This window comes from Methyloterricola oryzae, assembly GCF_000934725.1.
GTDB classification, from domain to species: Bacteria; Pseudomonadota; Gammaproteobacteria; order Methylococcales; family Methylococcaceae; genus Methyloterricola; species Methyloterricola oryzae.
Window position 1 is genome coordinate 45,424 of the sequence record NZ_JYNS01000007.1, and the last position, 21,160, is coordinate 66,583.

Genomic DNA, 21,160 nt, shown 5'->3' on the forward strand with positions numbered 1-21,160 from the left:
ATCAGACCATGCGCATTGAAGTCGCAGTACCCAACCTTCCGGAATCCGTTCAAGACGCTACTGTCCTACAATGGCACAAGCGCCCCGGCGAGAAGGTCGGCAAGGGTGAAACCTTGGTCGAGTTGGAAACCGATAAAGTCGTGCTGGATGTGCCCGCACCGGACGATGGCATCTTGGCCGAAGTGAAGTGCGAAAAAAGTGCCGTCGTGGGGGCAGGTGCGATCCTCGCCCTACTTGACACGGCCCTGGACGCCATCGCCTCCGAGATGCCACCACCGATGGCGCCATTGCAAGCGTCACCGACGCCCCAAGCCTTTGCTGCCGCAGCGGCGGCGGCGGAATCGCCGCGCGTCACCCTGCCCCAGCCAGTCAGTCCGGCCGTGAGGCGGCTGCTCACCGAGCATGGGCTCGACCCGTCACAGATCCCGGCTGCGGGAAAGGGCGGACGCTTGACCAAGCAGGACGTCCTGGACTTTCTCGAATCGCGCAAGTCGCCACCAATTGCAGAGGAACCAAGGACGCCCGCACCAATTTCAACGCCTTTGGCCAATTCGGACTCACGCGAGCGGCGCGTACCCATGACCCGATTGCGGGCGCGCATCGCCGAGCGCATGCTGCAGTCACAGCAGAATACGGCGACGCTGACGACGTTTAATGAAGTCAATCTGCAGAAAGTGTTCGAGATCCGCAATGCCTACAAGGCGCGCTTCGAACAGGAACACAAGGTCAAGCTGGGCTTCATGTCGTTTTTCGTCAAAGCGACGGTGGAAGCGCTGAAGCGCTATCCCATCATCAATGCCTCCATCGAGGGCGACGAGATTGTCTACCACGACTACTACGACATAGGTCTCGCGGTTTCCACCGACCGCGGGCTGGTGGTGCCCATTCTGCGCAACGCGGATACGCTGGGTTTCGGCGCGATCGAAAAAGCGGTGGTAGATTTCGCCCGCAAGGCGCGCGACGGAAAACTCAGCTACGAGGAATTGTCCGGAGGCACTTTCAGCATCACCAATGGCGGCATCTTCGGCTCCATGCTCTCAACCCCGATCCTGAATCCCCCACAGAGTGGGATTCTAGGCATGCACGCCATCAAGGAACGGCCGGTGGTAGAAGACGGCCAGATCGTGATACGCCCCATGATCTATCTGGCCTTCTCTTATGACCATCGTCTCATAGACGGGCGCGAAGCCGTTTCCTTCCTGTTCACTATCAAGGAATTGCTGGAAGATCCGGTTAGATTGGTCTTGGAAGTTTGAACCGGGCTACCTTCGACGCTCGCATTGCCACACTGAGCGTCGGCAAGCGTCAAAGGCAGGTAGGTTTTGATCAGTCAGAAGGCGAACGAGATGTCGCGGTAGGTTAGCGGCGATTGCGAACGCCGGCCGGGGCAATCAGCACGACCGCCAGTAATGCCGTGACAAAAAGCGGAAAGCTTGCCGGAAGCGGTACCGGCAGCGCCAGAGCGGTAATTTGCGTTAGGTCGTTCTGGATCGTTGCCAGCGCTTGCCCGAAGGGGGCTGCGCTCAAGGCAAACAGCGTCGAAGACACCTTCACGATCAAGCTGGGCGCTGCCCCTGTATCGGACGACAGATTCACCGACCAAAGCGATGCCGATGGCAAATCCATCCCCACACTTCCGTCGGTCAGATCGCCCTCCAGATCAATCGCCTTTTGGTCGGAGCCGACAGTAAAAGAGCCCGAAACAGACACCGCCGTATTGCTCAAGATAGTGCTATCAAGTCCCCAGCGTTGGTAGCTTCCTTTCTGCAATAACGAAGCGCCACTCAAGACATAGCCGGGATTGGCGATCACGGTGACCACCAGTTCTTCAGATTTGCTACGAAGTCCAATGCCGTCACTTGCAGGCGTGACATCCACCGGAGAAGTGGCTTTGAAACCCGTCGGCACAAAGCGAAGTTGATCCTGCTGCTGATCGTCTGTGGCAATGCCCCAGGTTTGGAACGAGCCCGTGTTTGCGCTCTCAAAGCGGAACGTTACCTTGGCGCCCACTAATTCGACAACAGCCGCTGACGCGTCCGTTAACAAGGCCGACAAAAGTAAAAGAAACACTGTGGCATAGGTCTTCATGCCCTGACTCCAGCCATACTCATGGCAAATCACATGGTTTAATTGGTCATTTCCAGCAAAGGCACACGTTCCTGACGACCGGTTCGCCCCCCCTTCAGCGCTCGAGTATGGCATAAGCAAATGTTTTTCCTATAAGAAAAACTCGGCACCAGCCCCTCAAGAATCCACCAGGCGTCTGCCTTGGCTAGACACCAAAAACGCAAGTGACTGTGGCATATGCCACAATTTTCACAATGGATGGCAAGAATCGCCCGACAGTAACAGCGCACACTCGCGAAAAAATTTCTGCTCGCGACTCACTGACAGAAAAAAAACAAGGCCGCGGCAGCCGACTCGTCGAAACGGACGAGCCGGCCACAGCGGCCTTGCTTGAAGAAACTGAAGGGGCCGGAAGTTCTCCGGCCCCTTGAAGGGCCTTACTTTTTCGCGGCAGCGCGTTCCTGTGCTTCCTTGATGACCACGTCGGACACGTTCTTCGGACATGGCATGTAGTGCGAGAACTCCATGGAGAACTGGCCACGCCCCGAGGTCATGGTGCGCAGATCGCCGATGTAGCCGAACATCTCGGAAAGCGGCACCTCTGCCTTGATACGGACACCGGTGACACCCGCTTCCTGAGACTTGATCATGCCGCGGCGGCGGTTCAGGTCACCGATCACGTCGCCCACATGAGCATCCGGGGTGAACACATCCACCTTCATGATCGGTTCCATCAACTGCGGAGACGCCTTCGGCACCGTCTGGCGGAATGCCGACTGCGCGGCGATTTCGAAGGCAATGGCGGACGAGTCAACCGGGTGGAAGCCACCGTCGGTCAGGTTCACCTTCAGGTCCACGCAGGGATACCCTGCCAGAACGCCCTTGCCCAGCATGCCCTTGAAGCCCTTCTCAACCGCGGGCCAGAACTCACGCGGCACGTTGCCGCCGGTCACGCTGGACTCGAACGTGAAACCGCTGCCGGGTTCGCCCGGCTCGATGATGTAGTCAATCTTGGCGTACTGACCGGAACCGCCGGTCTGCTTCTTGTGGGTGTAGCCGTCCTCGACGCGCTTGGTGATGGTTTCGCGATAGGCCACCTGCGGCTTGCCGACGTTCACTTCCACGCCGTGGGTACGCTTGAGAATGTCCACCTTGATGTCCAGGTGCAGTTCGCCCATACCCTTGAGGATGGTTTCGCCGCTTTCCTGATCGGTTTCCACATGGAAAGAAGGATCCTCCTGAACCATTTTGCCCAGAGCGACACCCATCTTCTCATTGGAACCCTTGTCCTTGGGGGAAACGGCGATGGAGATAACCGGATCGGGAAAGACCATGGGCTCCAGGGTCGCGGGCTGATCCGGATCGCAGAGGGTATGGCCGGTCTGCACGTTCTTCATGCCCAGCACCGCCACAATGTCACCAGCCTGTGCGGAATCCAGTTCGTTGCGGTTGTTGGCGTGCATCTCGACGATACGGCCAATGCGCTCGGTCTTGCCCGTAAAGGTGTTCAGAACAGTGGTGCCCTTCTCCATCCTGCCCGAATACAGGCGCACGAAGGTCAGCGCGCCATAGCGGTCGTCCATGATCTTGAAAGCCAATGCGCGCAGTGGACGCTCCGGATCGACGGTGGCGTACTCGCCGGTTTCGTTGCCTTCCAGATCGACCTCAGGCTGCGGCTTCACTTCCGTCGGGTTCGGCAGGTAGTCGATAACGGCATCCAGCACCAACTGCACGCCTTTGTTCTTGAAAGACGAACCGCAGTAGGTCGGGAAGAAGTCCAACTTGATGGTGCCCTTGCGGATCAGACGCTTGAGCGTATCGACATCCGGCTCTTCGCCTTCCAGGTACTTCTCCATGACATCGTCATCCTGCTCGACGACCTTCTCGACCAGATCGGCGCGCCATTTTTCGACGTCGTCCACCATGTCGGCGGGCACGTCCTTGATCTCGTACTTCATCGGGTCGCCGGATTCGTCCCAGATCCAGGCCTTGCGAGTCAGTAGTTCGACCATGCCGACAAAGCTCTCCTCGCGCCCGATGGGCAAGGTCATGACCAGCGGGTAAGCCCCCAGGACATCCTTGATCTGCTTGACCACGCGGAAAAAGTCCGCGCCGATACGGTCCAGCTTGTTGACGTAGATGACGCGGGAAACTTCGGAATCATTGGCGTAGCGCCAGTTGGTCTCCGACTGCGGCTCAACGCCGCCCGAACCGCAGAATACACCGATCCCACCGTCCAGCACCTTCAGCGAGCGATAGACTTCGATGGTGAAGTCCACGTGGCCGGGCGTGTCGATGATGTTGAAGCGGTGATCTTTCCAGAAACAGGTCGTCGCCGCGGACTGAATGGTGATGCCGCGCTCTTGTTCCTGCTCCATGAAGTCGGTGGTAGCCGCGCCGTCGTGAACCTCGCCGATCTTATGAATCTTACCGGTGAGCTTCAGAATTCGCTCGGTCGTGGTGGTCTTACCGGCATCCACATGGGCGAAGATACCAATGTTTCTGTAAAGTGACAGATCCGTCATGATTGTACCTAGGGTTGGGCAACGAAAACGCTGTTGAACAAAACAGCGAATTATAGCCTGACACGATGAAATTTACCCACCGAAATTTGAAATGGCTCGATGCCGGAAAATCGACTCACCGGCGGCCCTCATCGGAGCAACCCGATTGCTGCAGCAACCTTGCGAAACGCAGATCAGCCGGCCGCAATCCGGGGTGCTTTTGATGGTGGTGGATGGTGCGGATCACCGATGCTAGAATCCTGCGCACGCCCCGGTAGCTCAGTCGGATAGAGCGTCCCCCTCCTAAGGGGAAGGTCGTACGTTCGAATCGTATTCGGGGCACCATAAATATCAAAGCCTTGTGCGAAAGCCCAAGGCTTTTTTATTGCCTGCGGGACACTGGTGGGACAGTCACCAGCAACAAAAGGCGACAATACGCGCCCTTCCCTGCCCACCCGCTTGGGCACAATTTGTTCAATCGATACCCCCCTACCCCAGCCGGAGGAGCAACCTCAAAGCACCCAATTTTGAGCCGAGCTGCCCCATGAGTGTCCCAAATTACCCATAACAGCCATATCTTCCATTTATTTTCATTGCTTTATAAAACAACTTCGCCCCATTAATAAGGGGATGTCGCCATTTTTCGTGCCTTGTCGTAGTCTATTGACAGGGTAAAAGGAGCGGCGAACATGGCAACCATCGAGAAGCGTGAGACACAAGACGGAAAGACCAGTTACCGGGTAAAGGTCCGCCTGAAAGGCTATCCAGTGCAATCAGAAACCTTCACCAGATTGACCGATGCCAAGAAGTGGGCGCAACAGACCGAGGCCGCAATTAGGGAGGGCCGTCACTTCAAAACGGCAGAAGCCAAACGCCACACTCTGGGAGAACTTATCGACAGGTATATGCGGGACGTCTTGCCTACCGAAAGACCGAAGGAGCAGAAGAAAAAAACGACCAACCTTAACCGCTGGAAGGATGAGCTAGGTCATGCCTTGTTGGCAGACATTACGCCCGCCGCAATTGTTTCGGTCCGTGACAAGCTGTCGAGCGAAACAACGCCCAGAGGAAAGCCGAGAGGGGCGGCGACGGTTACCAGTTATATGAATGCCCTTGGTGCTGCGCTGACCCTAGCAGTGAATGAATGGGGATGGCTGGACGATTCCCCAATGCGAAAAGTGAAAAGGCCAAGCGCACCTCGTGGCCGCGTACGCTACCTATCCGACGAAGAACGCGCTGCCCTGCTGGCCGCTTGCCGCGAGTCATCGAACGCGGCGCTTTATCCTGCCGTGGTGTTGGCGCTGTCAACTGGAATGCGCCAAGGAGAAATATTAGGCCTGTATTGGAGGGAGCCCAAAATCCCGCCGCTTCATCGCGCCTGGGGGGTGGTAGACATGGCCGCCGCGAAAATCACGCTACATCTAACCAAAAATGGCGAGAGGCGCGTAGTTCCCTTAGTGGGTCACGCATTGGACTGTGTGCGGGAGCTTGCCAAGGTGCGGCGACTGGATACCGATTTGCTTTTTCCCGGCAAGTCAGACCCAAACGAACCCATAGACCTTCGCCAACCTTGGGAAGTCGCCATAGAACGGGCAGAGATTCATGATTTTCGCTTCCATGACCTACGTCATAGCGCCGCGTCATATCTAGCCATGAACGGTGCAAGCTTGGCGGAAATTGCCGAAACCTTGGGCCATAAAACCTTGCAAATGGTGAAGCGCTACGCCCACCTGTCCGACGCGCATGTTTCCAGCGTGGTTGAACGGATGAACTCCAAGATTTTCGGATAGCCGAACTGCGCCACAAAAGCCACAAAACCTAGTTACCAGACGCCGGGACGGTTGCCGCCGCCCCGGTGCCCTAACCAGCATCAAACGAAGGAGGTTTGATTATGGCTGATGAGACTATAAACGACGACGAGCGCAACCCGTTAGTAAAGTGGCTTAATGATGGCCGCCCCTTGCCTACAGAAATGCAAAAGAGAGGGCTCATGCATGGGGTGCGTCTTTATGAGACTGCTGAGCCAAATAATATAAATTGGGAATACTGGCTAACCAAACGTCGCATTTCGATAGAGGATGGTTTATGGCTGTCGATGCCTTCCCCGATGGAGCCTTACCCCTACAGTGCATCTGAGAAGGATATTTTCGACAAGGAGCACGATGAACGCAAAAAAATTGCGGAGGAGTGGGTTGAAAAAGGTTTGTTGCCAAAGGAATTCGACAAGGATGCCGACGTCCGAGTTTACTTGGTGTCCCCGGTTGAATTCTTCTTTCTCGCTAAGCAGGAAGGGTGGATAAGCCCCCTAAATCGTGAGCATGACCCGATATTCAAATTTCTGGATGAGGCTAAGCAACATACTCAAGACTCAACCCAGAACAACATAACAAAAGCGCCGCCGCCTGTTGGTTCTGTGCCGAAAGGGGCTGGTTTAGCACCAAATCATACGCGACTCCAAAAAGCCGACTACGTGACATGGGCCAAGGCTGACCTATGGACGATTGAACGCGCTATTTTACTGACGCTTGGCGTTGAAGCCAGGCCAACCCCTGACCAGTATAGCGGTCGTTGTAAGTCACAAGAAGAACAACAGGTTTATGAGGAGTTCAAGAAAATATGGGAGCTTGCTGAAGGCAGTATCAAAGCTGGGAAAATGCCTATGCATGAGAAGGGCTATCCAACACTGCTAGATACAATAGACCCTTGTAGCTATGTGAGATGGGTGCGCTCAAAGGGTTATGAAATACCGCTGGAGCTTGAAGAGCTTAGGCTGGAATCGCACGGCGATGCAGTGTCCCGCGAGTCGGACGAAATCACAAGACAAGAAAAACGCCAGACGGAAATTAACCGATGGTTGCGAGATATCTGGGAAGAGCATGAAAAACCCACAGGAGCCCAATTTTTTAGAATCCTCAGAAGATATAAAAATGTAAAGGGAAGCCCAATAGTTGATTGGTGGGAGACTGGGAAAGAGGCTGGTATTAGTTGGAAAACCAGTGGTGGAACCTCAGGGGAATGGAGAAAGAAAACCATTCAGACAAAGGTTAGCGAATTCAGGAGAGCAGATAAGGAAAAAAGCTGTCAAGCAAAATAAATCACGAAGTTTCCCTCCTAAGCTTCCCCGCTAAGCTTCCGCATTTCCGCGTGCGGAAAGTATGGAAAAAATCGCGCTTTTAATGTCTGCAACGCCGGAGCGAATTCGGCGGATTTGTGCAACAAATTGCAGGTATTAAAATGAATCTTGTTCTTGCGAAAAGTCTCTTAACCGTTCGGCAATTCTCTGAACGGCACCCTGCCTTTACTCAAGGCTCCCTCCGTAATCTGATTTTCAATGCCAAGACAAATGGCTTGGATTCCGCTTTAGTGCGCATTGGCCGAAAGGTCTTAATCGACGAATCTGCCTTCTTCGCCTGGATTGACCGCCAGAATGGGAGGGCAAAATGAGTGCATACGCTCAGAAATATTGCCACGTTGTGGCGGACCTGCTGTTACGCCGAATTGATTTGACCCATGAAACTCTGATTAACATGGGATGCGGTTGGCGTTTAGCGGCGGTTATTCATTACCTGCGGAAGAAAGGCTGGCCCATTCAAACGCATTTGGATATGCGCCGCGTGGCGCACTATTGGTTTCCGCGTGGCTGGAAGCCTGAAGATGCCGGGGCGGCGGGGGCCGCCCGTGGCGATAGGGCGGGGGCGTGATATGGATTGGTTCCTGATTCACGTAGCGCCCATTTTACCAGAGGTCGTGCTATTTCTGGCGACGCTGGTCTTGTTGGCTTGGAGGTGGCAATGAAGCGCCGCCTGGAAGCTGTAACCATCAAGGCCGGGGTTCTGCCCCGGTCCTTCTACCCTGCTGAACTGCCCGACATGCCGAACCCCGCCGCAAGGCGTGGGGATGGGTGGACGGTGGTCTTTGCCCGTTCCACGCCGATGGGCGAGCCGGTTCCTTTCGGGTTCATCTGGAAACCGGGGCATTCTGCTGCTTCGCATGTGGAGCCAAGGGCGGGGATATTGTGGCTTTTGTCCAGCAACGGGAGGGGCTGAGTTTTCAAGATGCCCTAACCAAGCTGGCCGATGAATGGGGGGTGTGACATGCACGGCATACCTGACCGATTCAACGGAAAGCCTTTGCTTCACGCCTGGACCTATCGCGCCGCCGATGGTGCGCCGTTGGGTGTTGTCGGGCGCTACCAGGGCACGAACGGGAAGGAGGTGGTTCCCTTCTTCCAGCGAAAAAACGGGCATGGCTTCACGGCTGGGGCTGCGCCAGAGCCGCGCCCGCTGTATGGCTTGGAGTATGTCGCCAAGGATGAAAGCCGCGCCTATGTGCTGATTGTGGAGGGGGAAAAGTGCGCCGCCGCTTTGCAGTCCTTGGGCCTGTGTGCGGTGACTTCACAAGGGGGCAGCAAGGCGGCCAGCAAGGCCGATTGGGGGCCGCTGTCAGGCTATCAGAAAGCCTATCTGCTGCCCGACAACGATGAGCCAGGGCAAGCGTACATAATGGACGTGTGCGCCGCCCTGCAAGGCCTGGAAGCGCCGCCCGAGCTGTACTGTGTGACGCTGCCGGGACTGCCGAAAGCCGGTGATGTGGTGGACTGGTTGCAGGCCCAATGCCCGGAATGGAATGGGCTGGACCCGCTGCCGGAAACCGACCAAGTCAGGCTTGATAACGCCTTCCGCGAAGCAATCAAAGCCCATTCCGCGCCGGTGCCCGTCGAGTGGCTGCAAGCTCAGGACGCGAGCGCCGCTGAGGACTGGCAAGCGCCCATACCGTTGGAGCCTGCCGCCTTGCCGAGCTGGCCGGATGATGTGTTTCCGGGCAGCATTCAGGAATTTGTGTCGGGGCTGGCCGAGGCCACGGAGACGCCGCTGGAATTGCCCGCATTGATGGTGCTGGCGGCGCTGGGTGCGGCTGCCCAGGGCAAATACCAGGTGAACGTGAAGCCGGGTTATTTTGAGCCGTTGAACGTCTGGACTTGCTGCGCCCTGCCGCCAGGGAGCCGCAAGACAGCGGTCAAGAACGCGGCAACCGCGCCCCTCACGGCATGGGAGCAGAAGGAGCGTCTGGAACTGGATGCCGCAATCAAGCAGGCGGAAAGCGAGCACAAGACCCTGAGTGAACGGATAGCCGCCATGCGAAAGGCAGCCGCGAAAGCCATGGGGCCTGAGTTTGAACAGTGGAAAGCGGATATTGCCGACATGGAAGCCTGTTTGCCGGATGTGCCCAAGCCGCCCAAGGTGTGGTCTGACGACATCACGCCCGAAAAGCTGGGGGCGGATATGGCGGACAACGGCGAACGCATGGCCATTCTGAGCGATGAGGCCGGTCTGTTCGAAATGATGGGTGGGCGCTACTCAGGAGGCATCCCAAACATTGATATTTACTTGCAGGGACACGCCGGGGCGGCGGTCAAGGTGGACCGGGGCAGCCGCCCGCCTGTGTTCATGCAATGTGCCTTGCTGACTATCGGCATCAGTCCGCAACCGGATGTGCTGCGCGGTTTGACCGAAAAGCCGAGCTTTCGCGGGCGTGGATTGCTGGCGCGGTTCCTGTACGCTTTGCCTGCTTCGAACCTGGGCCGCCGCACGGGAAACACACGCCCGCTGTCCGAGGACTTGCGCCTGCGATATGAGGGAATCGTTCATGCCATGCTGAACGCAGAACCGGCGACGGACCGCAACGGCGAACCCTGCCCGCATACGCTCAATCTGAGTCCTGATGCCTTCCAGGCATGGCAATCGTTCTGGCTGCGCGTGGAAGCTGGCATGGGGCCGGGCGGCATGTATGAGCATTGTACGGACTGGGCCGGGAAATTACCGGGAGCGGTGGCGCGCATCGCAGGGCTGTTGCATGTGGTCCGCCATATCTTCCGAGGTCCGCAAGCCCTGGAAATCCTCCTGGAGGATATGAGCGCCGCGCTACGGATGGCGGACGCACTGAGCGCCCATGCCCTGGCAGCGTTTGACCTGATGGGAGCGGACCCTGCGCTTGATGCTGGCCGCGCCGTGCTGGCATGGCTGCGCCGAGAGGGCAAACAGACGTTTACCTTTCGCGATTGTCACTACACGCACAAGGCACGGTTCAAGCGCACTGATGAAATGCAGCCTGCCTTGGAGGTGCTGACCGAACGGCACTATATCCGCCCGCTGCCGCAAGCCAACAAACCGCAGGGCGGCAGGCCGAGCAAGGTGTATGAGGTCAATCCCGCCATTCTGACCGGGGCGCTTTGATGCGCCCCTTTTCAATTCTTCCAGTCCGTCAAGCCTGCGGCAATAACCAGAAAACTATAGTCAAGCAGAAAGCAAGCAAGGTCAAAATACTCTGAATGCCTTTGACTACCGTCAATATTTGGTCACTTTTAAACTAATAGTTAATACGCTCGGTTGGTTTTTTATTCTGAAGTCCCCGGCATTCCTGGCGCATATAGTAATTTCGGGCTAGCCATCAGCAGAAAATTGAAAAAAGGCAGGTTTCAACTATAACTGGCGAAACAAGTGAGCGTAATAGTTATAAATCCTCTAAGGGTTTCAAGGCGCTATTGCAAGATTCTCGCAAGCCTTAAATTGAGCTACTTTGGAAGGAAGCTGCCATGACTGCCAAGTTTTCTGCATTAGTCAAATTTTGCATCGCTATGCCGTCGATTGTTTGTCTGAGTCTGCTCGCATTCCCGTGCCAGAGCGAAACCCTGGAATGCCAGGTTCTCAACGATAAAGGGGTTCCAACGCAAACATTCATTCCAGGTGAAACCTTAGTCCTAAAATTAGCTTTTTCGCTACCAGGCCAAGTGATTCCGGTACAGGCCGACTTCAAGGTAAGCGGCTCCATAAAAAAGGGGGGCCTGACCATCCCTTATGAGTTTAGGGATTTCGACCTAAGTGTTCCAATTGATAAAAATGGGATAGTATTTAAAACCGAGAAACACAAGAAGATTGATGCGATTTTTTCTGGCAGCAAAGCTTCACTACAAGTGAAGGTCAAAGTTAAGAATGTTGGAAAGTGGAAGTGCTCTACCAAAGTTATTGTGAATTGATTCCAAGCTTGCTGCTTAACACGTGAAGGGGCGCAGTAGCGCCCCTTTCACTTTCCAGAAGTACCCAGTTACGGGACAAAACCCCACAAAACCTAGTCCAGACTGGCAAACAAGGGGGTTCTGTGGCTTTTGTGGCTGACCTGGGGCGTTTATAAAATTGAATCGGGGTTTTTAAGCATGAGCAGAAAGGCCAAAGCAGAACGGCAGGCGCTCACCAAGACCAATCAGGAGCGGGCCGCGAAGGGCGTTACCAATTCGGTCGAAATGAACGCAAACGCCTTGATGGGCATTCACGCCAATTCGAGCTTTGAGGATGGTGTCTTAGGAATCGACTTCCTTGAGGCGGGCAGGCAATTGCAGTCCTCAGCAGAGTCGGTCATTCATGGCGACCTGAGCGAAGCGGAAGAAATGCTGATGTGTCAGGCCAAGGTGCTGGAAAACCTGTTTGCCAATGCCGTGATGCGGGCGCAGGACGCGACGTACCTAGACAGGTTTGAGCTACATATGGGCATCGCCATGAAGGCACAGAACCAATGCAGGCGGACCCTTGCCACACTGGCGGACCTTAAGAACCCGCGCCGCGCCACGTTCATCAAGCAGCAAAACAACGCGGTGACTCAGCAGGTGAACAACGGCACCCAGCCTGAGAAACTGGAAATTTTGGAACCATCTTCAAACCAACTTTTGGAATACACACATGGCGAACGGCTGGACACCAGAGCGGCGAGCGCTTCAATCGGAACTTATACGGAACTGGCGACCGTGGGAGAAGTCCACAGGGCCACGGACTGATGAGGGCAAGCAGGCGACACGCTTCAACGCAAAGAAACATGGCCGAAGGGCCGCCGAGGTGCGGGCGCTTGAATCTTTCCTTGCTGCGATGGGGCGGGCACAAAGGGAAATTCAGCGACAGCTTTGAATATCCGCGTTTGGGTAATTTTCACGTTTGCACTGTGAAAAATTACCAAAGCTGAGAGTGGTGGCTGGCTTGGATTCCAGCTAGATTGCAGCAAGGGACTACGCAACTTGTTGGAGGCCTGCCATGCGTACTGTTTGTGTTTTTTTCCTGCTAATGGCCGCCGCCTCAGCCTTTGGCTGGGATGGATTTGATTACGAAAAGGGAGCTTATGTCGAAATTCCGAAAGGAAATTTGGTGCGCTCTGGGAAAGAAATCGAGATTTTTGATTACAGCACCGGAGAGTACAAGGAGGTGGAGGTACAGTCGGTCAGGGGGCAAGGCAGAGGCGCTGAAGTTGAGGTGTATGACCACGAAAGCGGCGAATACCGAACATTCGATATGGACGATTGATAGCAGATGCAAAAGCCTTGGAGCGCGCTATGAAGGGATTACTATTTCTATTTTTGGTCAGCATCACATCCATTGCCTATGCCGATAAATACGTAAGGCCGCACATCCGAAATAACGGTTCATATATTGGTGGACACGTCCGAAGTGCGCCAAATACGTTTCGGTTCGATAATTATTCGTCACGCGGGAACGTCAATCCATACACTGGGAACCGAGGATATAACCGTAATGAGTTTACGTCACCGCCTGCTTTCAATAAAGGTCGAGCACAATCCATCATTAAGTGACGCCTATGAACCTAGCCTAAATTGCCATTATCGTAAGGAAATCTGGCGGGATACGCTTTAACGCTCGTTTGGTAGGGTCGCCTTAAAAATTACAGCGGAGGTTTAGTTTTGGGGGTAACCAAAGTCAAACAGGTTGTCGTTGCCTTGATATGGGCATTAGGACTTGTTGCTTGCTCTCGAACGGCAAGGTTATATCCTGCGAATGAACTGAGCGCCACGACTGGAGTACTGGAGGCCAAGTTTATGGCCTATGGCACCGGGCACGGCTCGATTGAAATTCAGATGCCAGACAATGAGACACTAAAAGGCGAGTATTCGTTAGTCCGAGGTGGCTCGATGGGCTTCGGCAACGTCTATGGTGCCGTTTACGGGCCGAATGGAGGAACCAATTTTAGTGGTAACGCAACGAGCTACAGCGTGCCGGGCGGAAGCCCAGGGACCGCTTCCCTATTCGGCAATAAAGGCACGTCTATGATGTGCGAGTTCTACAATGACAATTTCAGTGGGCACGGGAATGGCGGATGCAAGACACTGCAAGGGGCTCTTTACCGTATTCAGTACTAAATGGGTCTTATTCACTTATTTCCTTAGCTAGACATTGCAGGGGCGCAACCTTCATTTTTTATGGGACACTGGTGGGACACTGAGCCGCAAAAAAGGACAAAATTCGGCAATACAGCAGAACAACAGCCCAATTCTAACTAGCTGAATATTATGCTTTTCAGGTGTTGTGATTTGTTGTAAGTTATTGATTCAAACGCCCTCCTAAGGGGAAGGTCGTACGTTCGAATCGTATCCGGGGCACCACAAATTCAAACGCGTGGCGACAAAATGTCGTGATCGCCGAAAACACGCGGCACTGACTGTCAGACTGCCACTGACGCAGCAAACTCCAGTCGAAGCAGGGAACGCGCGCGCCAAATTAGTGCAAAAGGTTTTAGTGGATCAACGACGGGGCCCCAATTGACCTGAAGAACCCTCGCCTTCCGCAGAGGCCACATTGGCAATATCCTCGATATCACGCCAACCGCCGCCAAGTGATCTGTATAGCTCCACCGTAGCACTGTATTGCTTCAGTTTTGTTTCAATCAATTCCCTTTTTGCCTCCAATGTATCTCTTTGCGTTAAGAGCACGTCCAAATAGTCTGTGCGGGCTGATTTGAACAACTGGCTAGCAATTTCAATGGACTGAGTGAGTGCGTCCACCTGCGACCCCTTTCGCTCGAAATCCTTGTCAAGGTTTGCAATATTTGAGAGCTGGTTACTGACTTCGGTGTATGCGTTGATAATCCTCTGTTCGTACTCATAAGCTGCTTGTATCTGCTTGGCGCTCGCGTTCTTGTAGTCCGCGATGATCGCATTACGGTTGACCAAAGGAGCAGCCAGTTCACCTGCAATTGTCGCAGCCAGTGACTCAGGCGTATTGATCAAATATTTCAGGGCGAATGCCTCGAACCCAACACCTGCTTTGATGCCAAACGAAGGGTAAAAATTGGCTCTGGCGACATCGATATTCAATTTTGCTGCCGACAATTCAAACTCCGCCTGACGGATATCCGGCCTGTTCTTCAGCAATTGAGAAGGAATGCCCACTGCAAGCACCTTCGGCTTGCTGTTCATAAAATCAGATGACCGCCGCTGGATAGCTTGCGGCGTTCGACCTAGAAGGTAGTTTATCCTATTTTCCGTGACAGTAATTTGCTGTTTGACTTCGTAATTCCTGGCCGTGTTTTTCGCGACTTCGGCTTCGTAACGCTTGACGGCCAATGAATTGGTACGCGCATAAAATTGCAACTGCTTCACGACCTCCAAGGCATTTTGCTGAATTTCAATATTCTTCTCTAGATTTTCAAGCTGATTATCCAGAGCTATCAACTCGTAATAGGCCTGAGCCACCTCGGCAACGAGATTGGTAATCAGGAAGCGCCTTCCTTCCATGGAAGCAAGATATTCCAAGCGTGCCACTTCTGTTGCATTACGGAGCTTTTTCCAGATATCTATTTCCCAGGAGGAAAACAGTCCGAAACTGAAATTCCCAAGGAATGATGGGAAGGCCTTGCCGTTTTTGATATCTAAATTCTCTTCTACCGCTCCATTGCGCGTATATTGACCTACCTTCTGTCCATCTGCGCCGGCACCTAGGCTGACAAATGGCAGGTATGCACCTTTGCGAGCCTGAATTTCATTTTCGGCGACACTAATGCGCTGCATCATTATATTGACTTCCTTGTTGTTTTTGACCGCCACATCGATCAACTGCAACAAATTGGGATCGTCAAATAGCTGATTCCATCTCAGGTTCGCCGAACTGCCTTCATGCGACGCACCCGACCCATAGGTGCCGGGAAGTTGAGTATCCTCCTGCTTCGATGTCAGATCCGGGATACCGCAGGCATTTAACATCAGCCCAAGAATACTGAATAGGGCTATTCGAATGGATTTAGTCATAATCGCCCTCATCACCCGAGCCATAATGATAGGTTTCCGTTAGTGGCTCAAATTCTTCCCCTCTGATCAGACGGCGCCCTTCGATCAATTTGGCGAAGATGTAATAGAGGCCAGGAATGACTACAACGCCAAAAATAGTGCCGAACAGCATCCCACCCAAGGCCGAAGTGCCGATCGTCCGGTTGCCGACAGCGCCGGCGCCGGTGGCGATCGCCAAGGGAATCAGTCCGGCGATAAATGCAAAGGATGTCATCAGGATGGGTCGGAAGCGCGCCTTCGCCGCCTCGATGGCTGCCGCCTTGATGGACACACCCTGGTTTTGACGCTGTACCGCGTATTCAACAATCAGCACGGCGTTTTTGCCGAGCAGTCCGATGAGCATGACCAAACCAACCTGGGAGTAGACGTCGTTGGCAAGTCCTGTCTCTTTAAGCAATAGAAACGATCCGAAAATTCCCGCCGGGAGTGACAGCAACACGGCCAGTGGCAGCATGAAACTTTCGTACTGCGCTGCAAGCACGAGGTATACGAATACGATGACCACCGCGAAGATCACTAAGGCTTCGTTGCCCCTTGCCGCCTCGTCAAATGACAAACCTTCCCACGCGATGTCATAGCCGCGCGGCAATGTATGGGCGGCCACATCCCTGACCGCGGCGATTGCCTCACCGGTGGTGTATCCGGCTGCGGGTTCGGCCCGGATAGCGGCGGAATTGTAGAGGTTGTAGCGCGTGATTTCATTGGGACCCTGCCGCTTCTTCATGGTCATGAAGGCAGAATAAGGCACCATGTCGCCGGCATCATTCTTGACGTAGTAATTCAGGACATCCGAGGGGAAGCGCCTAAATTCGGGCAGTGCCTGCGTGTACACCTTGAAGAAGTTGTTGAAGCGGATAAAGCCCTGCTCGTAGGTACTGCCGATGAGGATATCCAGATTCTCCATGGCTTTGTCGATGGACACCCCCTTCTGCATGGCGAGCTTGTTGTCGATGACCAGTTCATATTGCGGATAGTTGGCGGCGTAAAAGGTAAACAAACCGGTCAATTCCTTGCGCTTGCGCAGAGCCGCCATGAATTCCTGGTTGATCTTGTCGAATTCGTAGTAATCATTGCTGGAGGTTTTGTCCAACAAGCGCAGCGCCAGACCTGAAGCGGCGCCATAACCTGGAACGGAAGGCGGTTGGAAAAATTCGATGACAGCTCCGAAATCGCGGGTCTTCTCCTCCAACTCGTGGATGACGTCCTCCACAGACACCCTGCGTTCCGACCAGTCCTTTAAATTGATGATGCAAGTTCCCGCATTGGAACCACGGCCCTCGGTGAGGACTTCATAGCCCGCCAGGGACGATACAGATTGGACGCCTTCGATCTTGCTCGCAATCTCTTCAAGCTGCCTGGCAACCTTGTTCGTGACTTCCAGAGTCGAGCCGGGCGGGGTCTGAATGATCGCGTAAATCATGCCTTGGTCTTCGCCGGGAATGAATCCCGCTGGGAGGGTTTTGTTTACAAAAAATATCCCGAAGGAAAAGGCGCCTAGAACCAATAGGGTGAGCATTCGACGCGCAACAACCGCATCCAGAATTTTGACATAGCGACCTGTGATCCTTTCAAAAACATAATTGAACATGTCAATGAAAAGACGGATCGGCGTCCTTTTTCTGCGTTGCCCGTGGGTGCTGCGCAAGATCATGGCGCACAACACGGGGGCGAGCGACAACGCGACAATTGCCGAAATGATGATCGACGAGGCCATGGCAATGGAAAACTGCCGATAAAACACACCGACCGGCCCCGTCATGAAGGCGATAGGAACAAACACGGACGTCATGACCAGAGTGATCGCGATGATAGCGCCACCAATCTCACTCAACACTTTTTGCGATGCCACGTATGGCGAGCAGTGCTCGGCCTCCATTTTGGCGTGCACCGCTTCCACGACTACGATGGCGTCATCGACCACAATGCCGATAGCCAATACCAGGGCGAACAAAGTTATCAGATTAATAGAGAGACCAAATGCCTGCATCACGGCAAACGAGCCGATGAGGGAAACCGGTACAGCCAGGATGGGAATTAGCGTTGACCGCCAATCACCCAGAAAAATGAAAACCACCAGGGCGACAAGAAGAAAAGCTTCTCCGAGCGTGTGCAGAACCTTATCGATCGACGCATCAACAAAGCGCGATACATCATAGTTGATTTCATAATCCATACCCTCCGGAAAAGAGGCCTTCAATTCATTCAATTTCTCCTTGACGTCCTCGATTACTTTGCTCGCGTTACTTCCGTAGTTCTGCTTAAGAACGATTGAAGCAGATGGAAACGAGTCCTTATCCGAGTAGATGTCGTAAAACTCGCTGCTTAAATCGACTTTTGCAACATCCTTGAGGTGAAGAATTTCACCTTTAGAATTAGCCTTAACTATTATGTCTTCATACTGTTCCGGCTTGTCGTACCGCCCCTGATACACCAACACATATTCTTTAGACTGAGCTGCAATACCAGTACTTTGGCCAAGCCTTCCAGGCCGTCCAATGACGCTTTGCTTTGCAATAGCATCCATCACTTCATCGGTCGACACGTTATATGCGCGCATACGGTCCGGGTTCAGCCAAATACGCATCGCATATTGGCGACTACCCAAAATCTTTGCCTGTGCGATTCCATAAACCCGCTGAATTTCTGGTATCACGTAGACGTTAGCATAGTTAAACAAGAATTTCTCATCTGCATTCTTGTCTTTACTATATAGGTTGATGTACATAAGCATGCTCGGCTGAACACGCTCCACTATGACCCCTTCCAATTGCACGAGTTTCGGCAAACGACTCATGACTTGATCTAGACGCGTTTTTACATTAACCATCGCGATGTTTGGGTCCACGCTAAGGTCGAATATGATCTGAATCGTCGCCTCACCTGCACTGGTAGCATCGGACACAATATATTTCATGCCTGGCACGCCATTGATGGCGCGCTCTATGGTAATTAGCGACGACTTCACTAGCACGTCAGCGCTGGACCCAGGAAATGCCAGTGATACGATAACGCGGGGTGGAGCGATATCTGGAAACTGCGATATCGGTAAGGATCGAATTGCCAAACCACCCATAAAAAGGAAGAGCAGCGACAGCACAATCGCCATAACAGGTCGTTTTATGAAGACATTAAACATCGCTTAAATACTTCCGTCACGGTTACTCGGTATAAAGTTCAAGCTCTGAACGGACCTTTTCGGGTGACTGCAAATCGATCTCCACGCCTTCGCCAGCATGCACTTTACGTAAGCCTTCAAGCAGGATCGTCTCGTCACCCTTCAATCCATCCTTTATGATGAACAGATGCGGCAGGGAAGCTTCGACGTGGATGAGTCTTTGCTCTAATTTGCCATCTTGCTTGATCACATAGACATATGTTTTGTCCAGGATATCGAATGTCGCCTTCTGCGGAATGATCAAGGCGTCTTTATAAGGCTTTGTCATTAGAATGGTGCCCGTCTCGCCGTGGCGGAGCAGCCTATCTGGATTTGGAAAGCCCGCACGGAACTCGATGTTTCCAGCGGTATTATCAAAGTCCGCCTCAATCGTTTCTATAAATCCAGGTTGATCATATATATGGCCATTTGCCATTCTCAGTCTAACTTCTGTTTTATCGTTACCCCGATGCTGCATGCTGTAATCAAGGTATTCTGCCTCTGGGACATTGAAATACACCCAAAGCTTACTGATATCTGAAAAGGTTGTTAGCAAAGCCCCTTCTTCCACCAGACTGCCGTTCCTCACCTCGAGGTGGTCCATAATCCCGTCGAAGGGTGCATTCACATTGGTGAAATTCAGGTGTGTGTCCATGAGACTCACCTCCGCATCCGCCTTGTCCAGCTTGGCCTTGGCCAACGCCAACTCATTGACCGAAACTATGTTTTTGTCTGTCAATGCCTTGGTATTTAGATATTCAATGTTGGCGGTGTTGGCCTCTGCCTTGGCCTTCAGCAATTCCGCCTGGTAGACATTCGGCATGATCTTGAACATCGGGCTTCCCTGCTTAACAAACTGCCCTTCATCTACGAATATGTTCTGGATGTAGCCGCGTTCGAGGGCTCTAAGCTCAATGTGACGTATCGCATGAATTTGGCAGACATACTCCTTTATTACCGAAGTATCTTCACGAAACGGTGTAGTCGCCTCCAGTTTTGGAGGCGGCTCCTGCTTTTCCTCGTGCCCCCGAGTGCAACCACTGATGGCCATGGCAACCAGCATGAGCGTCACAAAACTATTTAACTTCGTTTGCATAGGTAGTCTGTTGCCATAGCTAGGCGAAATATTGTTTGAAAATTCGATATCGTGTGAAAATCGTGCGAGTCAACCTAAGGCGATTGCCGTCAGCAGAATCGCCTATGAACCGGATTTCCGCTTTCACCAGATTTAGTTACCTACCTTTACAAAGCAGCTCTCGTGCCAGCCTTTGCGATCATTAACTTTATGATTTTTATGAGGTTCGCAAGAATGCCACATGGTGTATTTAAACCACCCACAAATACTCCACATCAAACGTATTTCTATGCAAACTTTATGGTTAAGTGCAAAGCAATTGTATAGATTAATGGAAGGGCCGTATGGCTTCAGAAAAGGAAGCGCGGAAAGTACAGATCAAGTTGGGTCGATGACTCTTCGTGCTGGAGCTATGGCTGAACCGACGGCGGGCCAAAGGAATTACCCGGCATCTGGCGCTACCGGAGGGCTGGCTATCGATTGGCAGTGGAAGTAATGGCGAACGGCCCGAGCGAAATTCTCAGACGGCATGGTTGCTAAGGTGGGCTAGAGTAGACACGCGTGCCAACTGCGACTGACGGCTTAAATTCTTCGCGCGCGAATTCTGGAGAGGGTCCACTTCAAGCCAAAAGTGGAAATCGACCCTATGCAGGCTGCCAGCACCAGCATCTGCGTGATTTGCAAGGATTCGCCCTGAATCAGGCCAGCTCCCGTGAGGGTGGCGGCGCAGCCCAAGGGAAGAAAGCCGAGCGCGGTGCCGATCCAGAAGTCGCGATGCCGCACCGGGCTGATGCCGAGCAGAATATCGTTATACAGGCCAGCTACCGGGAGTTGGCGGATTAGCAGGACATAAATCCAGCCGCGTGATTCGATGGGTCTGGCCCAGTCCGCGACCCGCGGAAACCTGCCCAAAATGTATTCCCGGCCACTCATTCGCGCGAACAGGAAGGTCCCGTAAGCACCGAGCAAGGTACCCAATTGTCCCCAGATCATCCCCCATGCGAAGCCGAATACCATGCCTGCCATGGAGCAGAAGAGCAGTCGCGGCATTCCCATGGCCGTGAGCAATGCACTGGCCAGCAAAAATATTGCTGGGGCGGCATAGCCCGACGAGGCTAGCCAACCTCTGAACTCGCTCTCCGGAATGGCGAGGTATTCGGTCCTGAGCATGAAGGGCATAACCCCAAGGGTCAGGAAGCCAAGTGTCAGCAAGAGCCCTGACATCGCTTTCGTGATGGTGGGCC

Annotated in this window: 16 protein-coding genes and 1 tRNA gene; 11 read left to right on the top strand and 6 right to left on the bottom strand. The window is 53.5% G+C overall.

What is annotated here, in order from left to right; genetic code table 11:
- Window positions 1-8 precede the first annotated feature (8 nt).
- On the top strand, window positions 9-1,256 hold the full coding sequence (odhB, locus tag EK23_RS11015) for a 2-oxoglutarate dehydrogenase complex dihydrolipoyllysine-residue succinyltransferase (RefSeq protein WP_045225425.1): 1,248 nt from the start codon (window positions 9-11) through the stop codon (window positions 1,254-1,256).
- A gap of 103 nt (window positions 1,257-1,359) precedes the next feature.
- Here odhB and EK23_RS11020 read toward each other — a convergent pair whose 3' ends face one another.
- Both EK23_RS11020 and fusA read right to left on the bottom strand, forming a co-directional pair.
- Window positions 1,360-2,088 carry a hypothetical protein gene (locus EK23_RS11020; RefSeq protein ID WP_045225426.1) on the bottom strand — a complete coding sequence of 243 codons (729 nt, stop codon included), beginning with the start codon at window positions 2,086-2,088 and terminating at the stop codon, window positions 1,360-1,362.
- A 416-nt stretch (window positions 2,089-2,504) separates the two neighbouring features.
- On the bottom strand, window positions 2,505-4,592 hold the full coding sequence (gene fusA / locus EK23_RS11025; RefSeq protein ID WP_045225427.1) for an elongation factor G: 2,088 nt from the start codon (window positions 4,590-4,592) through the stop codon (window positions 2,505-2,507).
- A gap of 247 nt (window positions 4,593-4,839) precedes the next feature.
- Here fusA and EK23_RS11030 point away from each other — a divergent pair.
- The 10 genes from EK23_RS11030 (at window position 4,840) to EK23_RS11070 (ending at window position 13,764) form a co-directional block, all read left to right on the top strand.
- Window positions 4,840-4,916 (top strand) — tRNA-Arg (locus EK23_RS11030).
- A gap of 344 nt (window positions 4,917-5,260) precedes the next feature.
- Entirely contained in the window at window positions 5,261-6,361 is a 1,101-nt protein-coding gene (locus tag EK23_RS11035) for a tyrosine-type recombinase/integrase (RefSeq protein WP_045225428.1), read from the top strand.
- 101 nt (window positions 6,362-6,462) lie between these two features.
- Window positions 6,463-7,665 (top strand): hypothetical protein, encoded by a 1,203-nt coding sequence (locus EK23_RS11040; RefSeq protein WP_045225429.1) that lies wholly within the window; start codon window positions 6,463-6,465, stop codon window positions 7,663-7,665.
- 346 nt (window positions 7,666-8,011) lie between these two features.
- Window positions 8,012-8,272: a hypothetical protein gene (locus EK23_RS22510; RefSeq protein WP_082054116.1), complete on the top strand. Its 261-nt coding sequence runs from the start codon at window positions 8,012-8,014 to the stop codon at window positions 8,270-8,272.
- Between the two features lie 200 nt (window positions 8,273-8,472).
- On the top strand, window positions 8,473-8,664 hold the full coding sequence (locus tag EK23_RS24695; protein ID WP_082054117.1) for a CHC2 zinc finger domain-containing protein: 192 nt from the start codon (window positions 8,473-8,475) through the stop codon (window positions 8,662-8,664).
- A 1-nt stretch (window position 8,665) separates the two neighbouring features.
- Window positions 8,666-10,804: a YfjI family protein gene (locus EK23_RS11050; RefSeq protein WP_052808113.1), complete on the top strand. Its 2,139-nt coding sequence runs from the start codon at window positions 8,666-8,668 to the stop codon at window positions 10,802-10,804.
- Between the two features lie 359 nt (window positions 10,805-11,163).
- Window positions 11,164-11,604 (top strand): hypothetical protein, encoded by a 441-nt coding sequence (locus tag EK23_RS11055; protein ID WP_045225431.1) that lies wholly within the window; start codon window positions 11,164-11,166, stop codon window positions 11,602-11,604.
- 129 nt (window positions 11,605-11,733) lie between these two features.
- Entirely contained in the window at window positions 11,734-12,396 is a 663-nt protein-coding gene (locus EK23_RS11060) for a hypothetical protein (protein ID WP_145998632.1), read from the top strand.
- Between the two features lie 250 nt (window positions 12,397-12,646).
- On the top strand, window positions 12,647-12,913 hold the full coding sequence (locus tag EK23_RS11065) for a DUF5334 family protein (RefSeq protein WP_045225432.1): 267 nt from the start codon (window positions 12,647-12,649) through the stop codon (window positions 12,911-12,913).
- Window positions 12,914-13,443: 530 nt separating this feature from the next.
- The gene (locus EK23_RS11070) at window positions 13,444-13,764 is read left to right on the top strand and encodes a hypothetical protein (RefSeq protein WP_045225433.1); all 321 of its coding nucleotides are present in this window, start codon (window positions 13,444-13,446) and stop codon (window positions 13,762-13,764) included.
- A gap of 381 nt (window positions 13,765-14,145) precedes the next feature.
- Here EK23_RS11070 and EK23_RS11075 read toward each other — a convergent pair whose 3' ends face one another.
- The 4 genes from EK23_RS11075 to EK23_RS11090 form a co-directional block, all read right to left on the bottom strand.
- Window positions 14,146-15,648 carry a TolC family protein gene (locus EK23_RS11075; RefSeq protein ID WP_082054139.1) on the bottom strand — a complete coding sequence of 501 codons (1,503 nt, stop codon included), beginning with the start codon at window positions 15,646-15,648 and terminating at the stop codon, window positions 14,146-14,148.
- Window positions 15,641-18,823 carry an efflux RND transporter permease subunit gene (locus EK23_RS11080; protein WP_045225434.1) on the bottom strand — a complete coding sequence of 1,061 codons (3,183 nt, stop codon included), beginning with the start codon at window positions 18,821-18,823 and terminating at the stop codon, window positions 15,641-15,643. The genes EK23_RS11075 and EK23_RS11080 overlap by 8 nt, the downstream gene beginning before the upstream one ends.
- Before the next feature lie 22 nt (window positions 18,824-18,845).
- Window positions 18,846-19,937, bottom strand: a complete 1,092-nt coding sequence (locus tag EK23_RS11085) for an efflux RND transporter periplasmic adaptor subunit (RefSeq protein WP_045225435.1) — start codon at window positions 19,935-19,937, stop codon at window positions 18,846-18,848.
- A 561-nt stretch (window positions 19,938-20,498) separates the two neighbouring features.
- Window positions 20,499-21,140 (bottom strand): TVP38/TMEM64 family protein, encoded by a 642-nt coding sequence (locus EK23_RS11090; protein WP_145998633.1) that lies wholly within the window; start codon window positions 21,138-21,140, stop codon window positions 20,499-20,501.
- Window positions 21,141-21,160 lie beyond the last annotated feature (20 nt).

Bases quoted from the DNA above. Each gene is read 5' to 3' on its own strand.
- odhB (WP_045225425.1), top strand. From the start codon at position 9: ATGCGCATTGAAGTCGCAGTACCCAACCTTCCGGAATCCGTTCAAGAC.
- EK23_RS11020 (WP_045225426.1), bottom strand. From the start codon at position 2,088: ATGAAGACCTATGCCACAGTGTTTCTTTTACTTTTGTCGGCCTTGTTA.
- fusA (WP_045225427.1), bottom strand. From the start codon at position 4,592: ATGACGGATCTGTCACTTTACAGAAACATTGGTATCTTCGCCCATGTG.
- EK23_RS11035 (WP_045225428.1), top strand. From the start codon at position 5,261: ATGGCAACCATCGAGAAGCGTGAGACACAAGACGGAAAGACCAGTTAC.
- EK23_RS11040 (WP_045225429.1), top strand. From the start codon at position 6,463: ATGGCTGATGAGACTATAAACGACGACGAGCGCAACCCGTTAGTAAAG.
- EK23_RS22510 (WP_082054116.1), top strand. From the start codon at position 8,012: ATGAGTGCATACGCTCAGAAATATTGCCACGTTGTGGCGGACCTGCTG.
- EK23_RS11050 (WP_052808113.1), top strand. From the start codon at position 8,666: ATGCACGGCATACCTGACCGATTCAACGGAAAGCCTTTGCTTCACGCC.
- EK23_RS11055 (WP_045225431.1), top strand. From the start codon at position 11,164: ATGACTGCCAAGTTTTCTGCATTAGTCAAATTTTGCATCGCTATGCCG.
- EK23_RS11065 (WP_045225432.1), top strand. From the start codon at position 12,647: ATGCGTACTGTTTGTGTTTTTTTCCTGCTAATGGCCGCCGCCTCAGCC.
- EK23_RS11070 (WP_045225433.1), top strand. From the start codon at position 13,444: ATGGCCTATGGCACCGGGCACGGCTCGATTGAAATTCAGATGCCAGAC.
- EK23_RS11075 (WP_082054139.1), bottom strand. From the start codon at position 15,648: ATGACTAAATCCATTCGAATAGCCCTATTCAGTATTCTTGGGCTGATG.
- EK23_RS11080 (WP_045225434.1), bottom strand. From the start codon at position 18,823: ATGTTTAATGTCTTCATAAAACGACCTGTTATGGCGATTGTGCTGTCG.
- EK23_RS11085 (WP_045225435.1), bottom strand. From the start codon at position 19,937: ATGCAAACGAAGTTAAATAGTTTTGTGACGCTCATGCTGGTTGCCATG.
- EK23_RS11090 (WP_145998633.1), bottom strand. From the start codon at position 21,140: ATGTCAGGGCTCTTGCTGACACTTGGCTTCCTGACCCTTGGGGTTATG.